The 25505-nt window shown below is 61.0% G+C and carries 27 protein-coding genes; 12 read left to right on the plus strand and 15 right to left on the minus strand.

All coding sequences use genetic code 11. The features are described 5' to 3' along the window. Nucleotides 1-34 precede the first annotated feature (34 nt). From lpdA to ACE3O2_RS06145, 6 genes are all read left to right on the plus strand, one after another. Nucleotides 35-1465, plus strand: coding sequence for a dihydrolipoyl dehydrogenase (gene lpdA / locus ACE3O2_RS06120; RefSeq protein ID WP_374335754.1), 1431 nt, complete (start codon nucleotides 35-37; stop codon nucleotides 1463-1465). 63 nt (nucleotides 1466-1528) lie between these two features. Continuing rightward, nucleotides 1529-2695 (plus strand): ADP-forming succinate--CoA ligase subunit beta, encoded by a 1167-nt coding sequence (gene sucC, locus ACE3O2_RS06125; protein ID WP_168877315.1) that lies wholly within the window; start codon nucleotides 1529-1531, stop codon nucleotides 2693-2695. Nucleotides 2696-2725: 30 nt separating this feature from the next. Beyond that, complete coding sequence (gene sucD, locus ACE3O2_RS06130) at nucleotides 2726-3613, plus strand: succinate--CoA ligase subunit alpha (RefSeq protein WP_374335756.1); 888 nt, start codon at nucleotides 2726-2728, stop codon at nucleotides 3611-3613. A 123-nt stretch (nucleotides 3614-3736) separates the two neighbouring features. Continuing rightward, on the plus strand, nucleotides 3737-3952 hold the full coding sequence (locus ACE3O2_RS06135; protein WP_374335758.1) for a DUF3460 family protein: 216 nt from the start codon (nucleotides 3737-3739) through the stop codon (nucleotides 3950-3952). A 111-nt stretch (nucleotides 3953-4063) separates the two neighbouring features. Next, nucleotides 4064-4459, plus strand: a complete 396-nt coding sequence (locus ACE3O2_RS06140; RefSeq protein ID WP_374335761.1) for a VOC family protein — start codon at nucleotides 4064-4066, stop codon at nucleotides 4457-4459. Nucleotides 4460-4729: 270 nt separating this feature from the next. Further along, nucleotides 4730-5206 carry a hypothetical protein gene (locus ACE3O2_RS06145; protein ID WP_374335763.1) on the plus strand — a complete coding sequence of 159 codons (477 nt, stop codon included), beginning with the start codon at nucleotides 4730-4732 and terminating at the stop codon, nucleotides 5204-5206. A gap of 73 nt (nucleotides 5207-5279) precedes the next feature. On the opposite strand, the gene ACE3O2_RS06150 is transcribed toward ACE3O2_RS06145, so the two are convergent. After that, complete coding sequence (locus tag ACE3O2_RS06150; protein ID WP_374335765.1) at nucleotides 5280-5681, minus strand: RICIN domain-containing protein; 402 nt, start codon at nucleotides 5679-5681, stop codon at nucleotides 5280-5282. 283 nt (nucleotides 5682-5964) lie between these two features. After that, complete coding sequence (locus ACE3O2_RS06155) at nucleotides 5965-6963, minus strand: NAD-dependent epimerase/dehydratase family protein (RefSeq protein WP_374335767.1); 999 nt, start codon at nucleotides 6961-6963, stop codon at nucleotides 5965-5967. A gap of 109 nt (nucleotides 6964-7072) precedes the next feature. Here ACE3O2_RS06155 and ACE3O2_RS06160 point away from each other — a divergent pair, with 109 nt between their 5' ends. Continuing rightward, complete coding sequence (locus tag ACE3O2_RS06160) at nucleotides 7073-7975, plus strand: LysR family transcriptional regulator (RefSeq protein ID WP_374335769.1); 903 nt, start codon at nucleotides 7073-7075, stop codon at nucleotides 7973-7975. Nucleotides 7976-7978: 3 nt separating this feature from the next. On the opposite strand, the gene ACE3O2_RS06165 is transcribed toward ACE3O2_RS06160, so the two are convergent. The 13 genes from ACE3O2_RS06165 to ACE3O2_RS06225 form a co-directional block, all read right to left on the minus strand. Then, a complete protein-coding gene (locus ACE3O2_RS06165; RefSeq protein ID WP_374335772.1) occupies nucleotides 7979-8410 on the minus strand; it encodes a CBS domain-containing protein in 432 nt (143 codons plus the stop codon). 49 nt (nucleotides 8411-8459) lie between these two features. After that, entirely contained in the window at nucleotides 8460-9086 is a 627-nt protein-coding gene (locus ACE3O2_RS06170) for an ankyrin repeat domain-containing protein (RefSeq protein ID WP_374335774.1), read from the minus strand. Beyond that, entirely contained in the window at nucleotides 9083-9745 is a 663-nt protein-coding gene (locus ACE3O2_RS06175) for a fumarylacetoacetate hydrolase family protein (RefSeq protein WP_374335776.1), read from the minus strand. The genes ACE3O2_RS06170 and ACE3O2_RS06175 overlap by 4 nt, the downstream gene beginning before the upstream one ends. A gap of 58 nt (nucleotides 9746-9803) precedes the next feature. Continuing rightward, entirely contained in the window at nucleotides 9804-10061 is a 258-nt protein-coding gene (locus ACE3O2_RS06180) for a hypothetical protein (RefSeq protein ID WP_374335778.1), read from the minus strand. A gap of 143 nt (nucleotides 10062-10204) precedes the next feature. Then, nucleotides 10205-10702: a FixH family protein gene (locus ACE3O2_RS06185; RefSeq protein WP_374335781.1), complete on the minus strand. Its 498-nt coding sequence runs from the start codon at nucleotides 10700-10702 to the stop codon at nucleotides 10205-10207. 6 nt (nucleotides 10703-10708) lie between these two features. Beyond that, on the minus strand, nucleotides 10709-12142 hold the full coding sequence (gene ccoG / locus ACE3O2_RS06190; protein WP_374335783.1) for a cytochrome c oxidase accessory protein CcoG: 1434 nt from the start codon (nucleotides 12140-12142) through the stop codon (nucleotides 10709-10711). A 147-nt stretch (nucleotides 12143-12289) separates the two neighbouring features. Next, nucleotides 12290-13231 (minus strand): cytochrome-c oxidase, cbb3-type subunit III, encoded by a 942-nt coding sequence (ccoP, locus tag ACE3O2_RS06195; RefSeq protein ID WP_374335785.1) that lies wholly within the window; start codon nucleotides 13229-13231, stop codon nucleotides 12290-12292. After that, nucleotides 13228-13401: a cbb3-type cytochrome c oxidase subunit 3 gene (locus tag ACE3O2_RS06200; protein ID WP_168875752.1), complete on the minus strand. Its 174-nt coding sequence runs from the start codon at nucleotides 13399-13401 to the stop codon at nucleotides 13228-13230. The genes ccoP and ACE3O2_RS06200 overlap by 4 nt, the downstream gene beginning before the upstream one ends. Before the next feature lie 18 nt (nucleotides 13402-13419). After that, nucleotides 13420-14034 (minus strand): cytochrome-c oxidase, cbb3-type subunit II, encoded by a 615-nt coding sequence (gene ccoO, locus ACE3O2_RS06205; protein ID WP_168875751.1) that lies wholly within the window; start codon nucleotides 14032-14034, stop codon nucleotides 13420-13422. 15 nt (nucleotides 14035-14049) lie between these two features. Further along, on the minus strand, nucleotides 14050-15477 hold the full coding sequence (gene ccoN, locus ACE3O2_RS06210) for a cytochrome-c oxidase, cbb3-type subunit I (RefSeq protein ID WP_374335788.1): 1428 nt from the start codon (nucleotides 15475-15477) through the stop codon (nucleotides 14050-14052). A gap of 48 nt (nucleotides 15478-15525) precedes the next feature. Continuing rightward, nucleotides 15526-15723: a cbb3-type cytochrome oxidase assembly protein CcoS gene (gene ccoS, locus ACE3O2_RS06215; RefSeq protein ID WP_374335790.1), complete on the minus strand. Its 198-nt coding sequence runs from the start codon at nucleotides 15721-15723 to the stop codon at nucleotides 15526-15528. 129 nt (nucleotides 15724-15852) lie between these two features. After that, nucleotides 15853-18288 (minus strand): heavy metal translocating P-type ATPase, encoded by a 2436-nt coding sequence (locus ACE3O2_RS06220; protein WP_374335793.1) that lies wholly within the window; start codon nucleotides 18286-18288, stop codon nucleotides 15853-15855. A 78-nt stretch (nucleotides 18289-18366) separates the two neighbouring features. Further along, nucleotides 18367-19233 carry an HDOD domain-containing protein gene (locus tag ACE3O2_RS06225; RefSeq protein WP_374335795.1) on the minus strand — a complete coding sequence of 289 codons (867 nt, stop codon included), beginning with the start codon at nucleotides 19231-19233 and terminating at the stop codon, nucleotides 18367-18369. A 204-nt stretch (nucleotides 19234-19437) separates the two neighbouring features. Here ACE3O2_RS06225 and sat point away from each other — a divergent pair, with 204 nt between their 5' ends. From sat to ACE3O2_RS06250, 5 genes are all read left to right on the plus strand, one after another. Further along, on the plus strand, nucleotides 19438-20667 hold the full coding sequence (sat, locus tag ACE3O2_RS06230) for a sulfate adenylyltransferase (protein WP_374335797.1): 1230 nt from the start codon (nucleotides 19438-19440) through the stop codon (nucleotides 20665-20667). Between the two features lie 117 nt (nucleotides 20668-20784). After that, a complete protein-coding gene (locus tag ACE3O2_RS06235; RefSeq protein WP_374335799.1) occupies nucleotides 20785-21420 on the plus strand; it encodes a TIGR02281 family clan AA aspartic protease in 636 nt (211 codons plus the stop codon). A gap of 342 nt (nucleotides 21421-21762) precedes the next feature. Further along, nucleotides 21763-22746, plus strand: coding sequence for a BMP family protein (locus ACE3O2_RS06240; protein ID WP_240947042.1), 984 nt, complete (start codon nucleotides 21763-21765; stop codon nucleotides 22744-22746). A 132-nt stretch (nucleotides 22747-22878) separates the two neighbouring features. Further along, the gene (locus ACE3O2_RS06245; protein ID WP_374335802.1) at nucleotides 22879-24399 is read left to right on the plus strand and encodes an ABC transporter ATP-binding protein; all 1521 of its coding nucleotides are present in this window, start codon (nucleotides 22879-22881) and stop codon (nucleotides 24397-24399) included. Beyond that, the gene (locus ACE3O2_RS06250) at nucleotides 24399-25505 is read left to right on the plus strand and encodes an ABC transporter permease (RefSeq protein WP_168875743.1); all 1107 of its coding nucleotides are present in this window, start codon (nucleotides 24399-24401) and stop codon (nucleotides 25503-25505) included. Before ACE3O2_RS06245 ends, ACE3O2_RS06250 begins: the two co-directional genes overlap by 1 nt.

Raw genomic sequence — 25505 nt, forward strand, 5'->3', positions numbered from 1 at the left:
CGAACCTGCTGCCTGTAACCAACGAGACCTGAAAATGGCAAACAACTTCGATATCGTCGTGATCGGCGGCGGCCCCGGCGGCTACATTGCCGCCATCCGTGCTGCCCAGCTCGGCTTCAACGTCGCCTGCATCGACGCCTGGAAAAACAAGGCAGGCAAGCCCAGCCTAGGCGGTACCTGCCTGAACGTGGGCTGCATCCCCTCCAAAGCGCTTCTGCAATCCTCGGAAAACTACGCCCAACTGCAACACGACTTTGCCGATCACGGCATCACCGTTGACGGTGCCAAGATGGATGTGCCGAAGATGATCGCCCGCAAGGACAAGATCGTCGACAAGCTCACCGCAGGGGTATCCTTCCTGTTCAAGAAGAACAAGGTCACCAGCCTGCTGGGCACCGGCCGCCTGCTCAAGCGCGATGGCGAGCTGTGGCAAGTGGAAGTGAAGGACGGTGACAAGGTCGAGGTGGTGAGTGCCACCCGCGTGATCATCGCCACCGGCTCCAGCCCGCGTCAGATTCCGGGGATTGCCGTTGATAACATCAACATCCTCGACAACGAAGGTGCGCTGAGCCTGGCCAGCACCCCGGCGCGTCTGGGTGTGATCGGCGCCGGTGTGATCGGTCTGGAAATGGGCAGCGTCTGGCGTCGCCTCGGCTCGGAAGTGACCATTCTGGAAGCGATGCCGACCTTCCTCGGTGCGGCCGATGAAGCACTGGCCAAGGAAGCCGCCAAGCTGTTTGCCAAGCAGGGCATCCAGATTTCTACTGGCGTGAAGCTGGGCAAGGTGAGTAATGGCAAGAAGGGCGTCAGCGTGGAATACACCGACGCCAAGGGTGAAGCGCAGAAGGCGGAATTCGACAAGCTGATCGTGGCCGTGGGCCGCGTGCCGAATACCGTGGGCCTGGGCGCAGAAGAGGTAGGCCTCAAGCTGAACGAGCGCGGCCAGGTGGAGATCGACGACCACTGGACTACTAACCTGCCGAACGTGTACGCCATTGGCGACGTGGTGCGCGGCCCGATGCTGGCCCACAAGGCGATGGATGAAGGCGTGGCGTTGGCCGAAACGCTGGCCGGGCAGAAGGGCCATATCAACTTCGACACCATCCCGTGGGTGATCTACACCAACCCGGAAATTGCCTGGGTCGGCAAGACCGAGCAACAACTGAAAGCCGAAGGCGTCGAGTACAAGGCTGGTCGTTCCACCTTTGGTGCCAATGGCCGCGCGCTGGGCCTTGGCCACGCCGATGGCTTCGTCAAGGTGCTGGCCGATGCCAAGACCGACCGCGTGCTGGGTGTCCACATCATCGGCCCGTTTGCCTCTGAAATGGTGGCCGAAGCGGTGATGGCGATGGAATTCAGCGCCGCCTCGGAAGACATTGCCCGTATCGTCCATGCCCACCCGTCACTGTCCGAAGTGTTCCACGAAGCCGCACTGGCTGTGGACAAGCGGGCACTGCACGGCTGATTGTGACCGGGGTGGCCCTTACCCCCACCCCGGACCCCCAACCCCCTCGTTGAAGGAACTGTAATGAATCTGCATGAATATCAGGCCAAGGAACTGCTGGCCAAGTATGGCCTGCCGGTACAGCAAGGCGTTCTGGCGACCAACGCCGAAGAAGCCGCTGCGGCATTTGACAAGCTGGGTGGCAAGTTCGCCGTGATCAAGGCGCAGGTACACGCTGGTGGCCGTGGCAAGGCGGGTGGCGTGAAGGTGGTCAAGTCGCGCGAAGAAGCCGCTGACGTAGCCCGTACCCTGATCGGCAAGAACCTGGTGACCTACCAGACCGATGCCAACGGCCAGCCGGTGAACTCGGTGCTGGTGTGCGAAGACATGTACCCGGTGCAGCGCGAGCTGTACCTGGGCGCGGTGGTGGACCGCTCCAGCCGTCGCGTGACCTTCATGGCCTCGACCGAAGGTGGCGTCGAGATCGAAGAAGTGGCACACAACACCCCGGAAAAAATCCTGAAGGTGACGGTGGACCCGCTGGTGGGCCTGCTGCCGTTCCAGGCACGCGATGTGGCGTTTGCGCTGGGCCTGTCCGGCGACCAGATCGGCCAGTTCACCAAGCTGATGACCGGTGCTTACAAGGCTTTCGTCGAAAACGACTTCGCCCTGTTTGAAATCAACCCGCTGGCCATCCGTGGCGATGGCAGCCTGTGCTGCGTGGATGCCAAGGTTGGCATCGACAGCAACGCGCTGTTCCGCCTGCCGCACCTCTCCTCCATCCGCGACAAGTCGCAGGAAAACGAGCGTGAACTGAAGGCTTCCGAGTTCGAACTGAACTACGTGGCGCTGGAAGGCAATATCGGCTGCATGGTGAACGGTGCCGGTCTGGCGATGGCCACCATGGACATCATCAAGCTGTACGGCGGCCAACCGGCCAACTTCCTGGACGTGGGCGGCGGCGCCACCAAGGAACGCGTGATCGAAGCCTTCAAGCTGATCCTGGCGGATCCGTCGGTGCAAGGCGTGCTGATCAACATCTTCGGCGGCATCGTACGTTGCGACATGATCGCAGAAGCCATCATCGCGGCGGTGAAGGAAGTCAACGTGACCGTGCCGGTGGTGGTGCGTCTGGAAGGCAACAACGCCGAACTGGGTGCCAAGATTCTGGACGAATCCGGTCTCAAGCTGACCTCTGCCCAAGGGCTGGCCGACGCCGCCCAGAAGGTGGTTGCAGCGGTCAAGGCTTAATCCGGCATAACGGTTTAGAAAGGTATTCAAATGAGCGTTTTGGTCAATAAAGACACCAAGATTCTGGTGCAAGGCTTCACCGGCAAGAACGGTACCTTCCACGCCGAGCAGGCGCTGAAGGTCGGCACCAAGGTGGTTGGCGGCGTGACGCCGGGCAAGGGCGGTAGCCAGCATCTGGGCCTGCCGGTGTTCAACACCATGAAGGAAGCCGTGCGTGAAACCCAGGCCGATGCTTCGGTGATCTACGTGCCGGCCGCGTTTGCCATGGATTCCATCATCGAAGCCGTGGATTCCGGCGTGAAGCTGGTGGTGTGCATTACCGAAGGCGTGCCGACCCTGGACATGCTGAAAGTGAAGCGCTATGTGGAAAGCTCCGGCGCACGCCTGATCGGGCCGAACTGCCCCGGCATCATCACCCCGGGCGAGTGCAAGATCGGCATCATGCCGTGGCACATCCACAAGCCGGGCCGCATCGGCATCGTCTCCCGCTCCGGCACCCTGACCTATGAAGCCGTGGCACAAACCACCGCTGCCGGTCTGGGCCAATCCACCTGCATCGGCATTGGCGGCGACCCGATCCCGGGCACCAGCCACATCGACGCGCTGCGCCTGTTCCAGGATGATCCGGACACCGACGCCATCATCATGATCGGTGAAATCGGTGGCTCTGCGGAAGAAGAAGCCGCCGAGTACGCCAAGGCACACGTCACCAAGCCGATCGTGGGCTATATCGCCGGTGTGACCGCCCCGAAGGGCAAGCGCATGGGCCATGCCGGTGCCATCATCTCCGGTGGCAAGGGCACCGCAGAAGAGAAGTTTGCTGCCTTCGAGAAGGCTGGCATCGCTTACACCCGCAGCCCGGCCGAACTGGGCAGCACCATGGTGGAAGTGTTGAAGGCCAAGGGCATGCTGAAGTAAATCTGTACTGCAGCTGAGCACGAAGCGACGCCACCCCTCGGGGTGGCGTTGTGTTTTTTGGCGGTGTCCAGCCCGCAGCCAAACCGCTATAATGCAGCCATTGAATATGAGCAGGTGCCCACCATGTATCAATCCGAATTCACCGACTTCATCAACCGCTATCTGGAACAAAACCCGCAAGTAGCCGCCGAGCGCCTGGAGCGCCGCGCCGTATGGTGGGACAAGCCGGTCGATGCGACCTTCGAGAAGGGTGCTACGGAAGCCAAGGTCAAGCAGAACGGCTACTATTATCAAGGCTACGTCTACAGCGGCGCACCGAAGAAAAAGGTCGACCTGTAATGGCTTCTTGATGATGCGGTTTGCCAAAAGGGCCCCGATATCGGCGGCCCTTTTTTCATGATGAGGGTTGGCAAAGTATTCCTGCAGACTTGAGATGAGAGGAGCAGCCGTATGTTGATTCCACCGGGCTTCAATACCGTAACCCCTTACTTCTTCGTGCGGGATGCGGAATCCTTTGTTCGCTTCCTGATTCAGGGCCTCGGTGGGAAGGAAACCTGCCGCAGCATGCGCCCCAATGGCGAGATCGCCAATGCGCAGGTCCGACTGGGGACTTCCTCCGTGATGATCAGCGAAGCCACTCCCCACTATCCGCCTATGACTGCGGCGTACTACCTCTATGTAGACGATGCGGACCAAGCCATGAGCCGCGCCCTGCAGCATGGTGCCACGCTGGAGATGGCCGTAGAAGACATGCCGTATGGCGACCGGCAAGGCGGCGTGCGTGATGCGCACGGCAACATCTGGTGGCTGAGCCAGCGCCTGGTGGATGAGGCGTATCAGCCTTGATTGCTTCTGTGGCTGTCCAGCATACCTGTGATGCGCTTTCAGCGATGAATGAAACGCCTTGTATGCGGATGATGTTGCTGCATGAGCCTCAGGGCGGGCTTATGACGTATCAAGCCTTGGCTTCTGCTCAGGATGTACGGGTGGGGGAGGCAGCGTGTGCCGGGGAGGTATTGACAAGCGTGGTCTTGCGGGTTGCCTTTTGTCCATTCTGTGGGCAGGCTATGGGCGCCGTACAGGAGGGTGGCGGAAATGAGGCCTAAGTGGCTACCCATGCTGCTGGTGCTTGCGGTGAACGTCTGTCAGGGCGCAAATACCCCCGCCATCATCGCGTCGCTGCAGGCACAATGGCGAAAGTCAGGCGTAGACTCGGTCAATGCGCGGCTGGTAGCAAGGTGGGACCATGAAATGATCCCCCTGCTGCACCAGGCATCCACGTGTGAGGGGCAAGCCTTGTCCTTGGTGTTTCGGTTGAGGGATACCACAAACGCAACGACCCATCAGGCATACGCCAGCACTTTGCAGAAGGCGATGTTGACCTGCCCTGCGACTATTTTGGAGGCCATGCCGAAAGAGGCGCTGGCTGAGGTTTGCGCGCTGGGGGATACGGCTGACAGTTTTCCGGGGGCGCTGCCTGAGGATCTGCTTAGGGCCCAGATCGCGCGACTTGGGGACCTCCACCGGTCTACGCTGCAAGGCAAGGTCAGGCACTGTGTTGCGCTGTATCAGGCAGCCCTGCCAGCGGGATGAGCTGAGGCTGGCGGTACCCGCCTCAGAAAACTGCCGAGGCGCGGCGGTGCGCCCGGCAGTCTGGCACCATCATTTACTTGATGATCTTCCACTGTGCGCTGAACCAGCCGGATTCGATCGGGCCGGCTTTGGCGCTGCCGGTTTCAACGTGGAGGTACTGGTTGGGCTTCCAGCGGTTTTGCAGGCGGACCCAGCCGTCGCCGGTCTGGATCATCTTCCACTGGGCGCTGTGCCAGCCCGGGGCGATGTTGGTGCTCTTGAGCGGGCCGGTCTCAATGTTCAGGTAGTTGTTGCTGAATTTTTCCTTGATACGGATAAACCCTTCGCCGGTGTCTTCAATGGTGAACTGGCTATTGCCGTTGACCGTCAGCGGCTCGGTGACCTCTTCCCAGCGGGACTGGAAGGTGTCTGCCATGGCAGTGGCCGAGGCCAGCACGATCATGGCGGCGATAAAAGGCTTGCGGATACGATTCAAAATAACTGCTCCTGCGTTTTTGTATGGTGTAAGCGCCTTGTTAAGCGCGGACAGAAGCTTACACAGCCATTGTTTCAGCATCAAGGCACGGGGCTTGGATTTTCGGTGTGACTTGAGCTTCAGTTAAGGCCTGCTTTACCGTTTCTTTGACTTGAGGATGCAGCTAAATCCTGCGCGGAGGGAGTGCCACCATTGGAGCGAGGTCATGCCATCAGCAAGCCTTTGTGGCACATCACACCCTGTCCGGGGTGGGACGTGCCTGCGTCATGTGGGGGCCTGTAGGTCATGCCGCGAGGGCGGCATGACCCGTGTGGGCCGTCAGCAGTCCGGCTTGCTGCAGGGCTTGTGCGACGGCTTGCGGGAAGGGGGTATGGGGTTCCGGGCCGATCAGTGCTTCGAGTGAACGGTTGTCCAGCGCGTGTGGCGTGCGCCACAGGTAGTTGATTTTGACCAGACTGGCGACTTCCGGCTTGAACCAGCCGACCACGCGCAGGATGGACCATGGCAAACGCTTGACGGTGAGAGCTTGCCCCGGTGCTAGCCAGCCATGCTGCTGCGCAATCGCTTGCAGTACCTTGGCCCAGTCTGCGCCGGTTTGCTGATGGCCAGCGAAGTGCAGGCGGCTGAAGGCGGGGAGCTGATCGCGCTTGTTGGCCACCCGTACTGCCGTGGCGGCCAGGTCTGGCAGGTAGGCCCATGGTGTAGCAACGTCTTGCGGCCCTGGCCATTGCATCACTCCGCTGTGCAGGCTTTTGGCGATGGCCAGGTCCAGCCAGGTACCACTGTCGGCACCAAAGAAATCGCCCGCCCGCAGTACGATAGCCTGCCGGATCTGACCTTTTTGCACCGCCACTTTCAGTGCGTGTTCCATGTGTACCCGGACCTGAGCTTTGTAGTGGTCCGGCTGGAAGTCTTGTTCTGGCGTCAGCTGTGGGGTCAGCTGGCTGCCATAGTTGTAGACGGTACCCGGCAGCATCAGCGTGCAGCCCAGTGCCTCGGTGATGCGGATGCTGGCTTCCAGCATCGGCAGTGCGTGCTGCTTCCAGCCTGCATCGGTATAGCGCGGGCTGAGGCCGTGTACCACCAGGTTTATCGGGCCTGCCGCGGTGGCGATGCCTTGGCTGTCTTGCAAGTCCATCGCCAGCCAGCGCACCCCGGCTTGCGGCTGCGGTTGGCGGCCGGGACGGGTGAGGGCGGTGACTTGCCAGCCATCGGCCTCGAAGGCTTTGAGTGCGGCACTGGCAAAGCGGCCACGGGCGCCGAGGATCAGAACGTTTTTCATGCTGTGCTCCGGGTGGGTTGAGTGTGAAGCCATTGTCCGGCAAGGCATGGATATCCACAATTGGCTACAATCATGATTCTGATATTCATAAATGAATGAATGAATTGACATGAAAACCCGCTTTGACTGGCAATTGATTCCCTCGTTTCTGGCGGTATTGCAGCAGGGGAGCTTGCTTGGGGCCGCACGACAGCTGGGCAGCAGTCAGCCTACGCTGGGGCGGCATATCAGCGAGCTGGAGCAGCAACTGGGGGTGGCGCTGTTTGAGCGTACGGGCCGTGGTTTGTTGCCAACCGCCATGGCATTGCAGCTGGCGGAACATGCCGAGCGTATGGCGGAAGGGGCGTTTCAGCTGAATATGGCGGCGACGGGCAGCGACACCCTGCTACCGGGGGTGGTGCGTATTACGGCGAGTCAACCAGTTGCCTTTCAGTTGCTGCCACCGGTGCTAAGCCGTTTACGAGAGCGTTACCCATCCATCCGCATCGAGCTGGTGGCCAGCAATACCGTGGATAATCTGTTGCAACGCGAGGCGGATATTGCGCTGCGCATGGTGCAGCCGGCACAGGCCTCACTGGTGGCACGCAAGGTCGCGGAAATCGGGATTGGGGCCTATGCCCATCGTGATTATCTGGCGCGTTGTGGTACCCCGAAACAGCTGCCGGATTTACTGGCGCATGCCTTGCTGGGCGAGGATCAGGGGACGACCATCCAGCGCGGCCTGCAATTGCTGGGGCTGGACGTGCCATCCGAACGTTTTGTTTTGCGGACGGATGATTATCTGGTGTACTGGGCTACCGTCTGCAGTGGGATGGGAATCGGTTTTCTCAGCGACCACATGGCGCGCAAGGCACCGGATTTGCTGCCGGTGCTGCCGAATCTCCGCATTCCGGCTTATCCGATCTGGCTGACGGTGCACCGTGAAATACGGGGCAACCGCCGGGTCCGGGTCGTCTACGATCACCTTGCCGAAGACCTGCCGCTGGAGCTGGCGCGCCAGCTGGCAGGCTGACGGTCACTGGTGGATGTACTGTTCCAGCTGCTGGATCACGAAATCCTGCGCTCGGATGGTTTCACGCACCAGATCGGTAATCGACAGCACGCCCATCACCTGGCTGCCTTCAACCACCGGCAGATGGCGGATACGTTTTTCCGACATCAAGGCCATGCACTCGGAAATGGTACTGTGCGGGCTGACGACGAAGAGACGGGAGGTCATCACATCCTGAATCAGGGTGTCCGTCGAATTTTTACCCTTGAGGATGATCTTGCGGGCGTAGTCGCGCTCGGAAAAGATGCCCACCAGGCTGTCTTCATCCATCACCAGCACCGCACCGATGTCCTTCTCCGCCATCAGCTGCAGCGCGGCATAGATGGTGGCCTGTGGGGGGACGTTATAGATGGCTTGCCGCTGTTTTTCTGCCAGCAATTGTCCTGCCGTCTTCATGATGACCTCCTTCATGCTGCGGGTGGATCAAAAACCGGTGGGGCAGTCCTTACTGCTGTGCGTCCGCCTCCACCAGCAATTCCATATTGTCGGTATCCTCACGCCGGATGGCCCAGCGCAGCGCGGTCATGCCGCTTTCGTTGACCACATTGGGGTCGGCCTTGTATTTCAGCAGCAGCGCAATCACCTCGGTGTGGCCATCGCGTGCCGCCATGATCAGCGGTGTGCTGCCCTCAGCAGCTTTGGCATTGACGTCTGCCCCAGCCTCCAGCATCAGCTGGAGGCCTTCCAGATGTCCGGCACTGGCGGCGTAATGCAGTGGGCCCCAGCCCTCCTGATTGACTGCAGCACCTGCTTCCAGCAAGGCTTTGACCATGCCGGTCTGCTTGCGGTACGTCGCCATCATCAGCGCAGTTTCACCGAACTGATTCTTGCGGTTCAGCTTGGGGTGTGCCGCCAGCAGCAGGGGGAAGACCCGGGTTGCGCTATTGCTGGCAGCCAGGATCAGCAGGGTATTGCCCTGATTATCCGTGGTATCCACATCAAAACCGCGCGCCAGCAGCTCGGAAACATCCCCTGCGAAGTCGTTCTTCACCCCTTGCAGCATGTCATCGTAAGACTCGGCCCCGGCGTGCAGCGTGACAAGTAACAACAGGGCGAGCAGCCAACCCTTCATGCGGCCTCCACGCTGAAGCGGGCAGACTGGCTGCCATTGGTAAAGGCCAGTTGCAGCTGATCGCCTGGCTGGAGGGCGGCGACACCCGCCGGTGTTCCGGTGAACACCAGATCGCCGGCATCGAGCCCTACACGTTCCAGCAGGAAGCGTAGCTGGGTTTCCAGCGGGTACAGCATCAGGCTCAGGTCACTGTGCTGCCGCAACTGATCGTTCACATGCAGGGTGAAATTCAGCGCCGACAAGTCCTCGATCTGTTCGGCGGGGCGGAAGCGGGAGACACACGCCGAGCCGGGAAAGCCTTTTGCCAGTGTCCACGGCAAGCCATGCTGCTTGGCATGGCTCTGCAGATCACGCGCGGTCAGGTCCAGCCCCAGACCGTAGCCGGTGATCGACTGCAACAGATGTGCCGGGTCGGGCTGGCGGCCAATATACAGGACCAGCTCGGCCTCATGATGGATGTCTTGCGAGTATGCAGGCAGGCGGATGGGGCCAGGCGCGTGCAGCAGGGCATGCGATGGTTTCATGAACACAACCGGTTCTCCGAAGCTGGTGTTGCCCAGCTCGGCCACGTGGGCGGCATAATTGCGACCAATGCAGAAAATGTTACGCACCGGATGGGCGTGGCCATCATCCATCTGGATGACCGGGGAGGGGGTCATGCAATCTCCAGCAGGCTAAGCCCGCTTGTTGCGGGCAACACTGCATGTTAGCACGACGTCAGGCGTTACCGTGGTCGTGGCCCGTCAGGTGGTCAACCTGCTCCGCCGTGCGCTCAAAAAACAGGGTCAGCCAGCTGCAAGCGGCAAAGAAGAACCAGGCCCCGAAAAACGTCAGGGTATAGGTCTGCATGCGGCTCAATTCCAAAGGTTGCCCCTGGATGGACAGCTCTTGTGGATCAAAGAAGGCAAAAAACAGGCCGGTTACCACCACAGACAGCATAAACGACGGCCACAACAGCAGCACAGCACGCTTCATCGGATGCTCCCAGGCTGAAAGGAAGAGCTACCGTTTCAGCATGGCGGATGTTGCATTGCGTCGTCAAGTGTCCTGTGAACGACCTGCGCGCTTGTACAGGATGGGCGCCGGAGGACGCTGCTGCCCCCGGGCTTTTCGGGCGATTACGGCGCGGCCAGATCCAGCGGGCCTTGCTGCGGGTAGTGCGCTTCACCCCGCACCTGCCATTGCTTGCTGCTCAGGTCCACATACCAGCGCCCTGCACGCAGTGGCTGGGCTTGGCCTTCGTACAGGCCGGGGCCGATCGGCTTGAGTTGTACCCGCTGATCGTAGGCCTGGCGGGAGGGGTGTTGCAGGAAGAGCTCCAGGGGCTCAGCCGTCAGGGCGTTCTTGCTGCGCAGGTAGACGCGGATCAGACCTTGCTCGCCGAGCATCAGGTTGGCTTGCACCCCCAGCTGGCGGGCCTGGTCTTCCTTGCCTTTGTCGCGGTTGATGGTGAGGCCCACCTTGTAGTAGTCCTTGTCCACTTCATCGTCGGCGGTGCGGCTGGCGATGACCCAGGTGGCGATGCTGGCGATGACCACCACACCCGGCAGGCAAATCAGCAGCCAGGGCCAGAATTGGCGGTACCAAGGGGTGACGGGTGGGGTGACGGGTTTCATAGGGTCTCAGCGGGCGGCCTGGAACGAGGTTTTTTCACGACGCTGCATGGTCGGCTTGTCGACAGCCTGCACCACAAAGATCAGCGGATTGCTGCCCTGGGCCAGCGTGCCTTTGGTACGGACCCGCAGGGTGAGGCGCTGGGTGCTGCCTGCGGCAACACGTACCGGCAGGGCCTGGTCGCTCAGCAGCTCCGCTTGCGGCAGGGCCTCGGTCTTGATCATCAGCAGATGTTCATGGTCATCGGTATTGATCAGGTTGAGGGTGTAGGCATTTTCCTGCCCGAATACCGTTTCACGCACCAGTGCATTACGGTCGCGCACCACATCCACCTTCAGCGGATTGCGGGTGGCCAGCGTCCACACCATGCTGGTGACCAATACGGCCAGAATCACGGTGTAGATGATGATGCGCGGGCGCAGGATGTGCGAGAGGAACCGGTCTTCCGCATAGCGGTGCTCCAGCGCATTCTCGGTGGTGTAGCGGATGAGCCCCTTCGGGTAGTTCATCTTCTCCATCACCTGATCACAGGCGTCAATACAGGCGGCACAGCCAATGCACTCACTTTGCAGGCCGTTGCGGATGTCGATGCCGGTGGGGCAGACCTGCACGCAGATGCCACAGTCCACACAGGAGCCCAGCCCCAGCTCTTGCGGGTTGGCCGATTTCTTGCGGCCACCGCGAGGCTCGCCACGCTCGGTGTCGTAACTGATGATCAGGGTATCGCGGTCAAACATCACGCCCTGGAAGCGGGCATACGGGCACATGTACTTGCACACCTGCTCGCGCAGGAAGCCGGCATTGCCATAGGTGGCGAAGCCATAGAAGAAAATCCAGAACAGTTCCCATGGCCCCAGACCGCCATGGCGGCTCTCGCGGAACAGGTCGGTCAATGGCGTGAAGTAGGACACGAAGGTGAAGCCGGTCCACAGCGAGAAAGCAATCCAGATCGCGTGCTTGGTGGCGCGCAGACGCAGCTTGCGGCCGCTCATCGGCGCAGCATCCAGCTTCTGCCGTGCCAGATGGTTGCCTTCCACCTTGGCCTCGATCCACAAGAAGATCGAGGTGTAGACCGTCTGCGGACAGGCGTAGCCACACCACAGCCGCCCGGCAATGGCGGTCCACCAGAACAGGCCGAACGCGCACAGCATCAGCAGCAGCGCCAGGTAGATGAAATCCTGCGGCCAGAAGATCAGGTCGAAAATGTAGAACTTGCGGGCATCCAGATCAAACAGCACCGCCGGACGACCCTCCCAGCTCAGCCAGGGCAGACCATAGAACACCAGCTGTGTGACCCAGACGGCAATCCAGCGCCAGGTGGCAAACAGACCACTGATGGCACGCGGGTGGATTTTCTTGCGGACTTCATACAGCTCGTCCTGCTCATCGAGCGGCGGAGTGGACTGGGTTTTGATCGGGATATTCTTGAATGACTGGGTCATGGCCATCTCGGGAAGGCATGCAGGTTGCCAAAACGACGCGGCAGCATCGGCTTGGCGACCGGCACGCTGCAATGCAGCATGCGGCAGTATAGTGCAGTAGAGCGCCTTGGGGCTGCGACATGCCGTCGCAGCCCCAAGGGTTAGGGCTTACTGGTCTTTCGGCAGGCCGTAGACGTAAGCGGCCAGCAGATGAACCTTGTCCTTGCCCAGCAGCTTCTCTTGAGCAGGCATCAGGCCACCGCGACCGTTGGTGATGGACAGCACGATGTCTTCCATCTTGTAGCCATACAGCCAGGTGTTGTCGGTCAGGTTCGGCGCACCCATGGCTTGCGTGCCCTTGCCATTGGCAGCATGACAGGCCGCACAGTTCTGGTTGTACACATCCTTGCCACGTGCTGCACGCGAGGCATCGGCTTCGGTCGGACGGGACAGGCTGACCACATAGTTCGCCACATCCTTGATCTTCTCGTCACCCAGCGACTGACCCCAGGCCGGCATGCGCATCACAGCTTCCTGCTTGCCGTCCTGATCCATCGGCGGGCGACCATGCAGGATGGTCTCTTCGATGGTCTTGGCTTCGCCGCCCCACAGCCAGTCGTTGTCACGCAGGTTGGGGAAGCCCTTGGCGCCGCGTGCATCCGAACCGTGGCACTGTGCGCAGTAGGTCAGGAACAGGCGCTGGCCCATTTGCTGTGCAGCCGGATCCTTGGCCAGTTGCTCCACCGGCATGGCGCGGTATTTGGCGAACAGCGGGGCGGTTTGTTGATCAGCCACCTTCACTTCATCCTCATACGCCTTGCTGGAGGACCAGCCGTAAACGCCCTTGTAGCTGCCCAGGCCGGGATACAGCACCAGATAGACGACACCAAACACCAGGGTCAGCAGGAACAGGCCCATCCACCAGCGCGGCAGCGGGTTGTTGTACTCCTCCAGATTGCCATCCCAGACGTGGCCCATGGTCTTGACCTGCTCGCCAGCTGCCTTCTTCACCTTGTTCTGTGACAGCAACAGGATGAACAGGCCGATAAAACCGGCGATGGTGATGATACTGATATACAGGCTCCAGAAGCCGTGTACGAAGTCACTCATTTTTGATCTCCAGAAGACGGCTGCGCAGGCTTGTCGTCGTCAGCAAAGGGCAGGTGGGCAGCTTGCTCGAACCGGCTACGGTTCTTCGGCAGGATGGCCCACCAGATCACGCCCAGGAAGACGAGAAAGGTGGCGGCAGTCATGACACCGCGCAGGATATTGATATCCATGCTTATGCTCCTGATGTCTTAGCGCTTGTTCTTGATCGCGGTACCCAGCACTTGCAGGTAAGCGATCAGCGCGTCCAGTTCAGTCTTGCCTTCCGCAGCAGCCGGGGCATCCGCGATTTCCTTGTCGGTGTAAGGCACGCCCAGCAGCTTCATGGCCGAGAGTTTCTTCGACAGGTCGCTACCGTCCAGCGGCGTGCGTTCCAGCCACGGGTAGGCGGGCATGATCGAATCCGGCAGCACGTCACGCGGGTTGTTCATGTGACGGCGATGCCATTCATCCGAGTACTTGCCGCCGACACGGGCCAGATCCGGACCGGTACGCTTGGAGCCCCACTGGAACGGGTGGTCGTACACCGACTCACCGGCCACCGAGTAGTGGCCATAGCGTTCGGTTTCGGCGCGGAACGGACGGATCATCTGCGAGTGGCAGCCATAGCAGCCTTCGCGGATGTAGATGTCACGGCCCGCCAGTTGCAGCGCGGTGTAAGGCTTGAGGCCCTTGACCGGCTCGGTGGTGGAGCGCTGGAAAGCCAGCGGCACAATTTCGACCAGACCGGCAATGCTGACCACCAGGATGGTCAGGATGATCATCAGGCCGACGTTCTTTTCAATGGTTTCGTGTTTGATAAACATGATGTGCGATCCTGATCAGGCGTGGGCAGTGACGGCCGGGATGGCGGCCTCAGTGGCCTTGCCCTGCTGGATGGTCTTGATCGTGTTGTACAGCATCATCAGCATGCCGGAGAGGTACAGTGCACCACCCAGCAGACGGATGATGTAGTACGGCTGCTTCTGCTTGACGATGTTGACAAAGTCCGGGTAAGCCAGGGTGCCGTCGACGTTGAAGGCGCGCCACATCATGCCTTCCATCACACCGGCGATCCACATCGCGGCGATGTACAGCACGATGCCGATGGTTGCAACCCAGAAGTGGGTTTCGATCAGCTTCTTGGAGTACATCTGCTCACGGCCAAACAGGCGCGGGATCAGGTAGTAGCAGGCACCGATGGTGATGAAGCCCACCCAGCCCAGCGCGCCGGAGTGCACGTGGCCAATGGTCCATTCGGTGTAGTGCGACAGGGCGTTCACCGTCTTGATCGACATCATCGGGCCTTCGAAGGTCGACATGCCGTAGAAGGACAGCGACACGATCATGAACTTCAGGATCGGGTCATCACGCAGCTTGTGCCAGGCACCCGACAGGGTCATGATGCCGTTGATCATGCCGCCCCAGCTCGGCGCCAGCAGGATCAGCGAGAACACCATGCCCAGGCTCTGCGCCCAGTCCGGCAGCGCGGTGTAGTGCAGATGGTGCGGACCCGCCCACATATAGGTGAACACCAGTGCCCAGAAGTGCACCACCGACAGGCGGTAGGAGTAAACCGGACGATCAGCCTGCTTCGGGATGAAGTAGTACATGATGCCAAGGAAGCCCGCGGTCAGGAAGAAACCCACCGCATTGTGGCCATACCACCATTGCACCATGGCATCTTGCGCCCCGGCATAGGCCGAGTAAGACTTCCAGAAGCTGACAGGAACCGCTGCGCTGTTGACCAGATGCAGCAGGGCGACGGTCAGGATGAAGCCACCGAAGAACCAGTTGGCCACATAGATGTGCGGTACCTTGCGCTTGATGATGGTGCCGAAGAACACCACCGCGTAGGAGACCCACACCAGCGTGATCAGCACGTCAATTGGCCATTCCAGCTCAGCATACTCCTTGCCGGAGGTGTAACCCAGCGGCAGGGTGATGGCGGCCAGCACGATCACCAGATTCCAGCCCCAGAAGGTGAAGGCGGCCAGCTTTTCGCCAAACAGGCGAACCTGACAGGTGCGCTGCACCACGTAGTAGGAGGTGGCAAACAGACCGCAGCCACCGAAGGCAAAAATCACGGCATTGGTGTGCAGCGGGCGCAGGCGGCCGTAAGACAACCAGGAAATATTGCCGTTAAGCTCCGGCCAGACCAGTAATGCTGCAATATAAACGCCCGCCAGCATGCCGACGATGCCCCATATCACGGTCATCACGGCAAACTGGCGGACCACTTTATAGTTATAAGTGGCTTGCACTTCCATAGTGTGGGTTCTCCCGTTTTGAAAATTCTGTTCTGGCCTGCAAGCAGGTCAGCAGGCGTCGTGCGGCTGGTGACGCGGCCCGGTGTCGGCGGGCATGGCCTGATGACGATCCTCGTCCATCACGACCTGATAAGCCGGTCCGTCCAGATCATCAAACTGGCCGGACTTGATGGCCCACCAGAACAGTGCGCCAATCGCCAGTACCGCCAGCAGGCTCAGGGGTATCAGCAAATAGACGATGTCCATGGAGGGTCCAGAAATCAAAAAGCGGCCAATTATACGCATGCTTGCTGCGATGCGACAAAGCGCCGCAGCATCTTTTCCACCTGACTGCGGCAATTTAGCGCAGTCAGGCCACTTGATTCTTGACGCACATCAAGCGGCTGGCGGGTAACTGACGGCGTTGCGCCGCAACAGCCGCAAGGCATTCAATACCACCAGCAGCGAACTGCCCGCCATGCCGATCCCGGCAATGAACGGGGTCACATGACCCAGCACAGCCAGCGGAATGGCTATACCGTTATAGCAGAAGCCCCACAGCAGGTTCTGCCGCATGATGCGACGGGTCTGTGACGCCAGTTGCCAGCCCTGATACAGCGGCCACAGTTGCGGCGTATTGAGGATCATGTCCGCACTGTGGCGGGCCAGATCAGCGCCACTGGCCATGGCGACTGACAGCTGGGCCTGCGCCAGTACCGGCGCATCGTTAACACCATCACCCACCATCATGACCACTTCACCTGCTTGTTGCCGTTCCCGGATCAGCGCCAACTTGTCTTCTGGCGACAGGCTGGCGTACCAGTCGCTGATGCCCAGACTGTGGGCAATATGCGCAACCGGACCGCGCTGATCACCGCTGGCCAAAGTCACGCGCAACCCCGCACGCTGCAAGGCCTGTACGGTAGCCTGTGCATCCGGACGCAAGGTATCGCTCAGCTCAAAGGCAGCCAGCCACTGCGTACAGCTGGCGAGCCAGACCGCATGTTCCGGTTCCGTCGGGCAGGGGGCACTGCAGTGGGGGGCGGCATACTCCGGACGGCCCAGCCAGTAGCGCTGGCCTGCGATCACGGCGCTGACGCCCTGGCCGCGCTGATTGTCATAGTCCGACAAGGGCAGGGCGGCATGGCTGCCGGCGTGACGCAACAGGGCGCGGGCGACCGGGTGCTCCGAGCGCGATTCCAGGCTGACCAGCAGCGGCTGCACCTCGGCGGCAGCTGCAAAGTAATGCGCGCGGGCGACGCTCAGCTCGCCCAGGGTCAGGGTACCGGTCTTGTCGAACACCACCTGGGTGACTTGCGGCAGGGTGGTGAGGGCATGGCCGCGCCCGACCAGCACGCCCAGGCGCGCCAGCTGCCCGGTGGCGGCGGTCAGTGCCACTGGCACCGCCAGCGACAGCGCGCACGGGCAGGTGATCACCAGCACCGAGACCGTCACCCACAGCGCTTGTGCCGGATCGTGCCGCCCCCAGTAGAAGGCGGTGGCGATGGCCACCAGCAGGATCAACAGCACAAACCCGTGGGCAAAGCGGTTGGCCAGCTCGGCCATGCGGGGCTTTTCGCCCAGCGCCTGCTCCAGCAGGCGTACGATGCCCGCCAGCCGGGTGGTCTGCCGGACCTGGGTGGCGCGGATCACCAGCGGATTGTGCTGGTTGAGGCTGCCACCCACCACGCGGTCACCTGGCTGACGTGGCAGCGGTGTACTTTCACCGGTAAGTAGCGCTTCGACCACCAGACTGTCACCGTCAACCACCTCGCCATCAACCGGGATGGTTTCACCGGGTTTGACCAGCACATGGTCACCCACCTCCAGCCGCGCCAGCGGCTGCTCCACCACCTCGGGCTGGGGCCAGTGCGGCAGGTGGTGGGCAAAGGCGGGTAGCAGGCGTGACAGGCTGTCGGCACTTTCACTGGCCTTGCGTCGCGCGGTCAGCTCCAGATAGCGCCCGCCCTGCAACAGAAAGACGAACATGGTGACCGAGTCAAAGTACACGGCACCATGCTGGCTGACCGTTGCCCAGACGCTGGGCAGGAAGGCACCGAGGATGCCGAGTGTCACTGGCACGTCCATGCCCATGCGGCCGCTCTTCAGGTCGCGCCAGCTACCGAGGTAGAACGGCCAGGCGGAGTAGAGCACCACCGGCAAGGTCAGCAACAGGCTGGCCCAGCGCATCAGTACGTCCTGGTCCAGTGGCAGTTCCAGCCGGTCGGAGAAATAGGCGGGCCAAGCATACATCATCACCTGCATCATGCCGAAACCGGCAACGAACACCCGCCGCAATGCGGTTTTGCGCTCCTGCTGGTACTGGGCAGCCTGACGTGAGGCATCAAAAGGATGGGCGCGGTAGCCGATCAGGCTGATGGCCTGCAGGATGTCAGACAGCCGCACCTGTGCCGGATCCCAGCGCACCACGGCGCGGTAACTGCTGTAATTGATGCTGACATGGTGCACGCCAGGCAGGCGGCGTACGGTCTGTTCATTCAGCCACACGCACGCCGCGCAGGTGATGCCTTCCAGCAGCAGCTGGGCTTCTTGCAACTCGGGGTGCTGGTCGCTGGGGTGGACAAAGTCCTGTTGTACCAAAGGATCATCGTACAGCAGCAGTTGCTGGCGCAGGCTGTCCGGCAACGGGTCCGCCTTGCCGGCGGGTTCGCTGCGCTGGCGGTAGTAGACGCCCATGCCGCTGTCGAGGATGGTTTGTGCCACCGCCTGACAACCGGCGCAGCAGGCCGGGGCATGGCCCGAATCCAGCCGGATGGGAAAATCCGCCCCGGCAGGGACCGGCAATTGGCAGTGATAGCACAGCTCAGACATGAAACAGCAAACTCAAAGGCAAACCCGCATCATCTAACAGCCTGCGATACGGCAGTTTGACTTGCCGCAAGGCGGGGTTCAGTGCTGGTGGAATCGTTGGTGGATGGCGTCGCGCAGGTCTTCGTAGTCGGTCGGGGTCAGGCCGAGCCAGCTGAGCAGGGCCGCGCCGTCTTCCTTTTGCCACTGGCTGTCCTGGATGGCGTGCTGCAGGGTGTGCTGCACATGATCAGCTAGCCGGGCGACAGCCACCAGCGTCACGACCCGTGACAGGCTGGCGTCCGTCTGCTGAAACAGCGTCGGGTCTTCATGGTGATGCAGGATGGCTTGTGCCAGTTCTTCCGGCAGCAGCCAGGCGCGTGCCACCATATAACCGATCCGGACATGGTCGCAATCGTGAAACTGGTTCTCGATCAGCGGGAATTGCTCACAGCGGGCTGCTTCGGCCAGTGCCAAGGTCTTCAGGTAGTCAGCAAAGCGCAGCATCATGACCGGTATGCCGCAGTCGCGGAACAGGCCAAAGCTGTAGCACTCCTCGGCAGACAGGCCCGACAGGGATTTGCTGATCATGGCCGAGATCATGGCCACCTGGGTACTGTCGTGCCAGAACTGCTCCAGCCGGGCGGCCTGCGCAGGCTGTGTGGCCTGGCCGATGGCGGCGCGCAGCATCAGCCCGGAGAGGATTTGCAGTACATTTTGCTGCCCCAGCAGCTGGATGGCCTGTGGGGCGGTGGCCACCTTCTGTTCCAGCCCATACAGGGGCGAGTTGGCGACCTTGATCACCGCTGCGGTCAGGCTGAGGTCCTGCCCCACGACGACGGCAATCTGTGCCGGGTCCGGGTCTGCCTGGTGAATCAATTGCTGGAGCTGATCCAGCAAAGCCGGGCGTGGCGGGATGACGATATTGCGAGCCAGACGTTCGGCATCGTGCGCGGCAATGACACGCATGGGCAAATACTCCAGCGCTGTAGTGAGGTCTTGAGCCCCTATTCTAGCATACCCGTCCATGACGCTTTTTTGACTTGGAGTTTGTATAGACCTGTTTATTATAATGATATGGAAACATGATAATGAATGGCGCTAAAGCGGGTGATATAGTGACGCCTGTCTGATCATGTTACCGGGCCGCGTGTCGCCCGCAAGGAGTAGTGGATGTCTGCATTGATTCCGCCCCACGGTGGGGGTGAGCTGAAGCCGTTGCTGTTGACCGGTGCGGCGCTGGAGGCTGCGCTGGCCCGGGTGCCCTCGCTGCCGTCACTGACGGTCAGTTCGCGTGAGAAGGGTGACCTGATCATGCTGGGCATCGGTGGCTTTACGCCGCTGAGCGGCTTCATGGGCGAGGCGGACTGGCGCGGTGTCTGCGCCGATATGCAGCTGAAGCAGGGCGCGCTGGCCGGAGTGTTCTGGCCGATCCCGATCACCCTGTCCGCCAGTACCAGCGAGGCCGAGGCGCTGACCGTCGGGCAAGAGGTAGTGCTGCGCGACCCGGACAACGGCAGCCCGCTGGCCATCCTGACGCTGAGCGAGCGATACAGCATCGACAAAGCCTACGAATGCCAGCAGGTGTTTGCCACCACCGACCCGGAGCATCCGGGCGTGCGCATGGTGCTGGAGCAGGGCGAGGTCAACCTGGCGGGTCAGGTACAGGTGCTGAGCCTGGGTGAATTCCCCGAGCAATATGGCGAGCTGTTCCAGTCCCCTGCTGAAACGCGTGCCGCGTTCGCCGCCAAGGGCTGGAAGAAGATCGCAGCCTTCCAGACGCGCAACCCGATGCACCGCTCGCATGAATATCTGGTGAAGATTGCGGTGGAAGTGTGCGATGGCGTGCTGATCCACTCGCTGCTGGGCAAGCTGAAGGCGGGCGACATTCCGGCGCCGGTGCGGACCGAGGCCATCGGCACGCTGGTGGACCGCTATTTCGTGCCGGGTACCGTGCTGCAAGCCGGCTACCCGCTGGACATGCGCTATGCCGGTCCGCGTGAGGCGCTGCTGCATGCGCTGTTCCGCCAGAACTATGGCTGTACCCACCTGATCGTGGGGCGCGACCACGCCGGGGTGGGCAGCTACTACGGCCCGTTCGACGGCCAGCACATTTTCGATACCCTGCCTGCCGGGGCATTGCAGATCGAGCCGCTGAAGATCGACTGGACCTTCTACTGCTCCGAGTGTGGCGGCATGGCCTCCAGCCGTACCTGCCCGCATGATGAATCGAAGCGCCTGTTGCTCTCTGGCACCAAGCTGCGCAAGCTGCTGTCGGAAGACCAGCCGGTGCCGGAGCATTTCAGCCGCCCCGAGGTGCTGGCCATCCTGCGCGAATACTACGCCGGGCTGGAAGCGCACGAGCGGGTGGAAGTGAAACTGAGTGGACACTCTGCGCGCTGAAATCCAGCAGCTGGTGTAAGATGAACGCGGGCTCGTGCAGCCCGCGTTTTTCATTCCGGGCTGGCCCTGTGGGCCAACGGTGAGCGACTCGATCAGGAACCCTAGAGGGAGGCAGATTTGCGGATCAAAACCGGATTGGCGGCCTTGCTGGCCTGCTGCATATTGTCAGCCGCCGCAACCCAGGTAGAAGTAATTGGTGTGATGCCTGGCATGGCGGTGGTCAAGGTGGACGGCAGTGGCCCCAAGACCTTGCGCGTGGGGCAAAGCCAGGGCAGCGTCAAATTGCTGGCGGTGGATGGCAGCAGCGCCACCTTCGATATTGACGGCAGCCGCAGCCGCATTGCCATGGGCAGCAGCAGCTTCTCTACCACCTCCAGTGACAAGGGCAAGGCCCGCGAGGTGCTGACGGCAGACGGTAACGGTCACTTTGTCACCACGGTGCAAGTCAATGGTCACTCGGTGCAGGCGCTGGTGGACACCGGTGCGACCACCGTGTCGATGAGCGCGGCCACTGCCCGCCAGCTGGGGCTGGAGTATCGCAATGGGCAACGCGCCGTCAGCCAGACGGCCAATGGGCTGGTGCCGGTGTGGATTGTCCGCTGGGATACCGTACGGCTGGGTACCATTACCCTGTATCAGGTGGAAGGGGCGGTGATCGAGGCTGACATGCCCGGTGTGCTGTTGGGCATGAGCTTCCTCAATCGCGTCAAGATGGTGCGGGGCAACGGCCAGCTGGAGCTGGTAAAAAACTGAGCATGATCAAGCGGCTGGCCCAATGGCCCGTTGCGCAGATGTGGCAAGCGGCGTAGGGGTGATGGAAATTGTTGACAATTTTCACCTGATTTGATGACAATTGCCGCACACGACGGGACATCAGAATCCCGCAGTCAGTGAATGAAAGTTCGCAATGGCTTGTCCGCACGCGCAGAGCGAGCGACAATGCCGGCACGCTGGAATCCTGCAGGTGCAGCTGGCGTGCGGTCTGTCCTTTAAAGGGCAGGTAGCGCAGGCCCGCTGGTCCTGTTTCGGCTTGTTGTAGTACTGGATAATCACACTCATACAAAGGTGAAGAGCATGAAGGTCAGCATCAAACACATGAGCATCGCTGTAGCCGCCGCCCTGATGGCTGCTACCGTCAGCGCCAAGGATTTCGTCCCGGCCGTGGTGTATGACTCCGCAGGCAAGTTTGACAAGAGCTTTAACGAAATGGCTTACGTCGGTGCCGAGCGCTTCAAGAAGGAAAGCGGCGTGGCTTACCGCGAAGGCCAGATCGCCAACGAAGCACAGAAAGAACAAGTGCTGCGTAACCTGGCTCGCAAGGACGCAGACATCGTGATCGCAGTGGGCTTCTCCTTCACCCAGGCCGTGGAAACCGTGGCCAAGGAATTCCCGAAGGTCAAGTTTACCCTGATCGACGCCGTGGCCAAGGGCGACAACGTACAGAACATCGTGTTCAAGGAACAGGAAGGCTCCTTCCTGGTGGGCGTGGCAGCCACCCTGTCCTCCAAGAGCCAGAAGATCGGCTTTATCGGCGGTATGGACTTCCCGCTGATCCGTGCTTTCGGCTGCGGCTATGCCCAGGGCGCCAAGTACGTGAACAAGAACGCCGAAGTGTTCCAGAACATGACCGGCAACACCCCGCAAGCCTTCAACGATCCGGCACGTGGTGCTGAGCTGGCCAAGTCCCAGTTCGACCGTGGCGCGGACGTGGTGTTTGCTGCTGCAGGCGGCACCGGTCTGGGCGTGTACCAGGCAGCCAAGGATGCCAAGAAGCTGGCGATCGGTGTGGACAGCAACCAGAACCACATCCAGCCGGGCACCATGCTGACCTCCATGGTCAAGCGCGTGGACAACGCTGTGTTCGAATCCTTCACGGCCGCCAAGAATGGCACCTGGAAGCCAGGCGTGAAAGTGCTGGGCCTGAAGGAAGGCGGCGTGGATTGGGCGCTGGACAGCAACAACCGCAAGCTGATCTCTGCCGATATCGAGAAGAAGGTGGTGGCCGCACGTAACGACATCATCGCCGGCAAGATCGTGGTGGTGGACTACCGCGACAAAAACAGCTGCCCGGTGCAATAATCCCGCACGGGCACGTTGTACCTCAAAGCCCTGCGCTGCTGCGCAGGGCTTTGATTTGCTGCCGGGGCGCCCCCCGAACTGGTGGCATGTCACCTGAAGTCTTACAAGTAAAAACATAACGGGGAAAAGCTCATGGCTGAGATGGCAATCGAGCTTCGCGGCATCGACAAGCGCTTCGGCGCCGTGCATGCCAACCGTGACGTCACCTTGACCATCGCCAAGGGATCGATTCACGGCATCATCGGAGAGAATGGCGCGGGCAAGTCCACGCTGATGAGCATTCTCTACGGCTACTACCAGGCGGATTCCGGCAGCATTGCCATCAACGGCAAGCCGGTGCGCATCCGCAACAGTCACGACGCCATTGCCTTGGGCATTGGCATGGTCCACCAGCACTTCATGCTGGTCGACAACTTCACCGTGCTGGAGAACATCATTCTGGGTGCCGAAGGCGGGTTCGTGCTCAAAGGCGGCATGGACAAGGCGCGCGCGCACCTCAGCAAGCTCAACCAGGACTATTCACTGGATGTGAACCCGGACGCCATCGTCGGCGAGCTGGGCGTGGGCCTGCAACAACGGGTAGAAATCCTCAAGGCGCTGTACCGTGGTGCCGACATCCTGATTCTGGACGAACCCACTGCCGTATTGACCCCGCAGGAGGCCGACCATCTGTTCCGCATCCTGCAGGCGCTGAAAGCGCAGGGCAAGACGGTGATCCTGATCACCCACAAGCTGCGTGAGGTGATGGACGTGACCGATGCGGTGACCGTGATGCGTGCCGGTGCTGTGGTCGGCAATGTGCAGACGGCGGACGTCAGCAAGGAAATCCTGGCCGACCTGATGGTGGGCCGCAAGGTGAACATGCAGGTGGAAAAGCAGGTGCGTGCAGCCGGTGCGCCGGTGCTGCAGGTACGCGACCTCAGTCTGGTGGATAACCGTGGGGTCAAACTGCTCGACAAACTGAATTTTGAAGTCCGCGCTGGCGAAGTGGTCGGCATTGCCGGGGTGTCCGGCAATGGCCAGTCCGAGCTGATGGAAGTGTTGGCGGGCATGACCGAAGCCAGCGAGGGCGTGATCCTCTACAAGGGGCAGGACATCAGCCGTTTGAAGGGCAAGCTGCCACGACCGGCGCTGCTGCGGCAGATGGGTATCGGCCATGTGCCGGAAGACCGCTCCCGTGAAGGCTTGATCAAATCGTTCTCCAATTTCGAGAACGGCATTCTCGGCTACCACCGCGACCCGGCCCTGCAAGGCAAGGGCCTGTACCGTCGGGTGAAGCTGGTGGAGCGCATGCAATCCTTCATCCAGCAGTTCGATATCCGCCCGGCGGACCCGCTGCTGCGGGTGGGCCAGCTGTCTGGTGGCAACCAGCAGAAAGTGGTGCTAGCACGCGAAATCCACAGCAACCCGGACCTGCTGCTGGTTGGCCAGCCGACCCGTGGTGTGGACATTGGCGCCATTGAGTTCATCCACAAGCGGTTGATCCAGCTGCGTGATGAAGGCAAGGCCATCTTGCTGGTATCGGTGGAGCTGGACGAAATTCTGGCCCTGTCCGACCGCGTGGTGGTGATGGCAGGTGGCAAGATTACCGGCGAAATGCCGGCAAGCGAGGCGACCCCCACCTCGCTCGGTTTGTTGATGGGAGGTCACTGATGTTGAAATTCGGACAACCGTCCGCCCTGCCGCGCTGGGCGCAGCTGACACTGCTGCCGCTGCTCAATCTGTGTGCTGCGCTGGCGGTGACGGCGCTGGTGGTATGGCTGATTGGCGAGAACCCGTGGGAATGCCTCAAGCTGCTGGTCGGCGGCGCTTTCGGCTATAAGGAAGGCATCGGTTACACCCTGTTCTACACCACCAGCTTCATTTTCACCGGGCTGGCGGTGGCGGCAGCGTTTCACGCCGGGCTGTTCAATATCGGTGGTGAAGGGCAGATGTATATCGCTGGCTTGGGCGTCACGCTGGTGTGCTTTGCCTTTGGTACCAGCCTGCCATCCTGGCTGCTGATTCCGCTTGCCATCGTCGCAGCGGCCGCCTTTGGCGGTGCATGGGCGTTCCTGCCTGGCTGGCTGCAGGCCAAGCGCGGTAGCCATATCGTGCTGGTCACCATCATGTTCAACTACATTGCCAGTTCGCTGATGTCTTACCTGATCAGCAAGCCGCTGGCAGAGCCGGGTGCATTCAACAGTACCTCTACCCGTGAGCTGGTGCAGGCAGGCTGGATTCCTTCCATGCAGCAGATGGGGGCGGCCATCGGGCTGGATCTGCCGCAAACCCCGCTCAACGCCATGCTGTTCCTGTCTGTGGTGGTGGCCGTGGTGTTCTGGCTGGTGGTGTGGCACAGCCGCTGGGGCTATGAGCTGCGTACGGTGGGTACCAACCAGCAAGCTGCAGGCTACGCCGGTATCAATGTCAGCAAAGTGGTGATCATGGCCATGGTGGTATCCGGCGCGCTGGCCGGTCTGGCTGCGGTCAACGAAGTGCTGGGCTCCACCCACCGCCTGAATACCAACTTCACCAACGGTATCGGCTTTGTTGGTATCGGCGTGGCGTTGATGGGGCGCAACCATCCGGTCGGGGTGGTGCTCTCTGCCTTGCTGTTTGGCGCGCTCACCCAGGGTGGGCTGGACCTGGCGCTGGACAAACCGAACATCACCCGCGAGATGATCATTTTCATCCAGGGCCTGATCATCCTGTTCTGCGGTGCGCTGGACAACCTGTTCGACCCGCTGCTGTCACAACTTTTCAAACGGAAGAACTAA

The sequence above is a fragment of the Leeia sp. genome, assembly GCF_041909055.1.
GTDB classification, from domain to species: domain Bacteria; phylum Pseudomonadota; class Gammaproteobacteria; order Burkholderiales; family Leeiaceae; genus Leeia; species Leeia aquatica.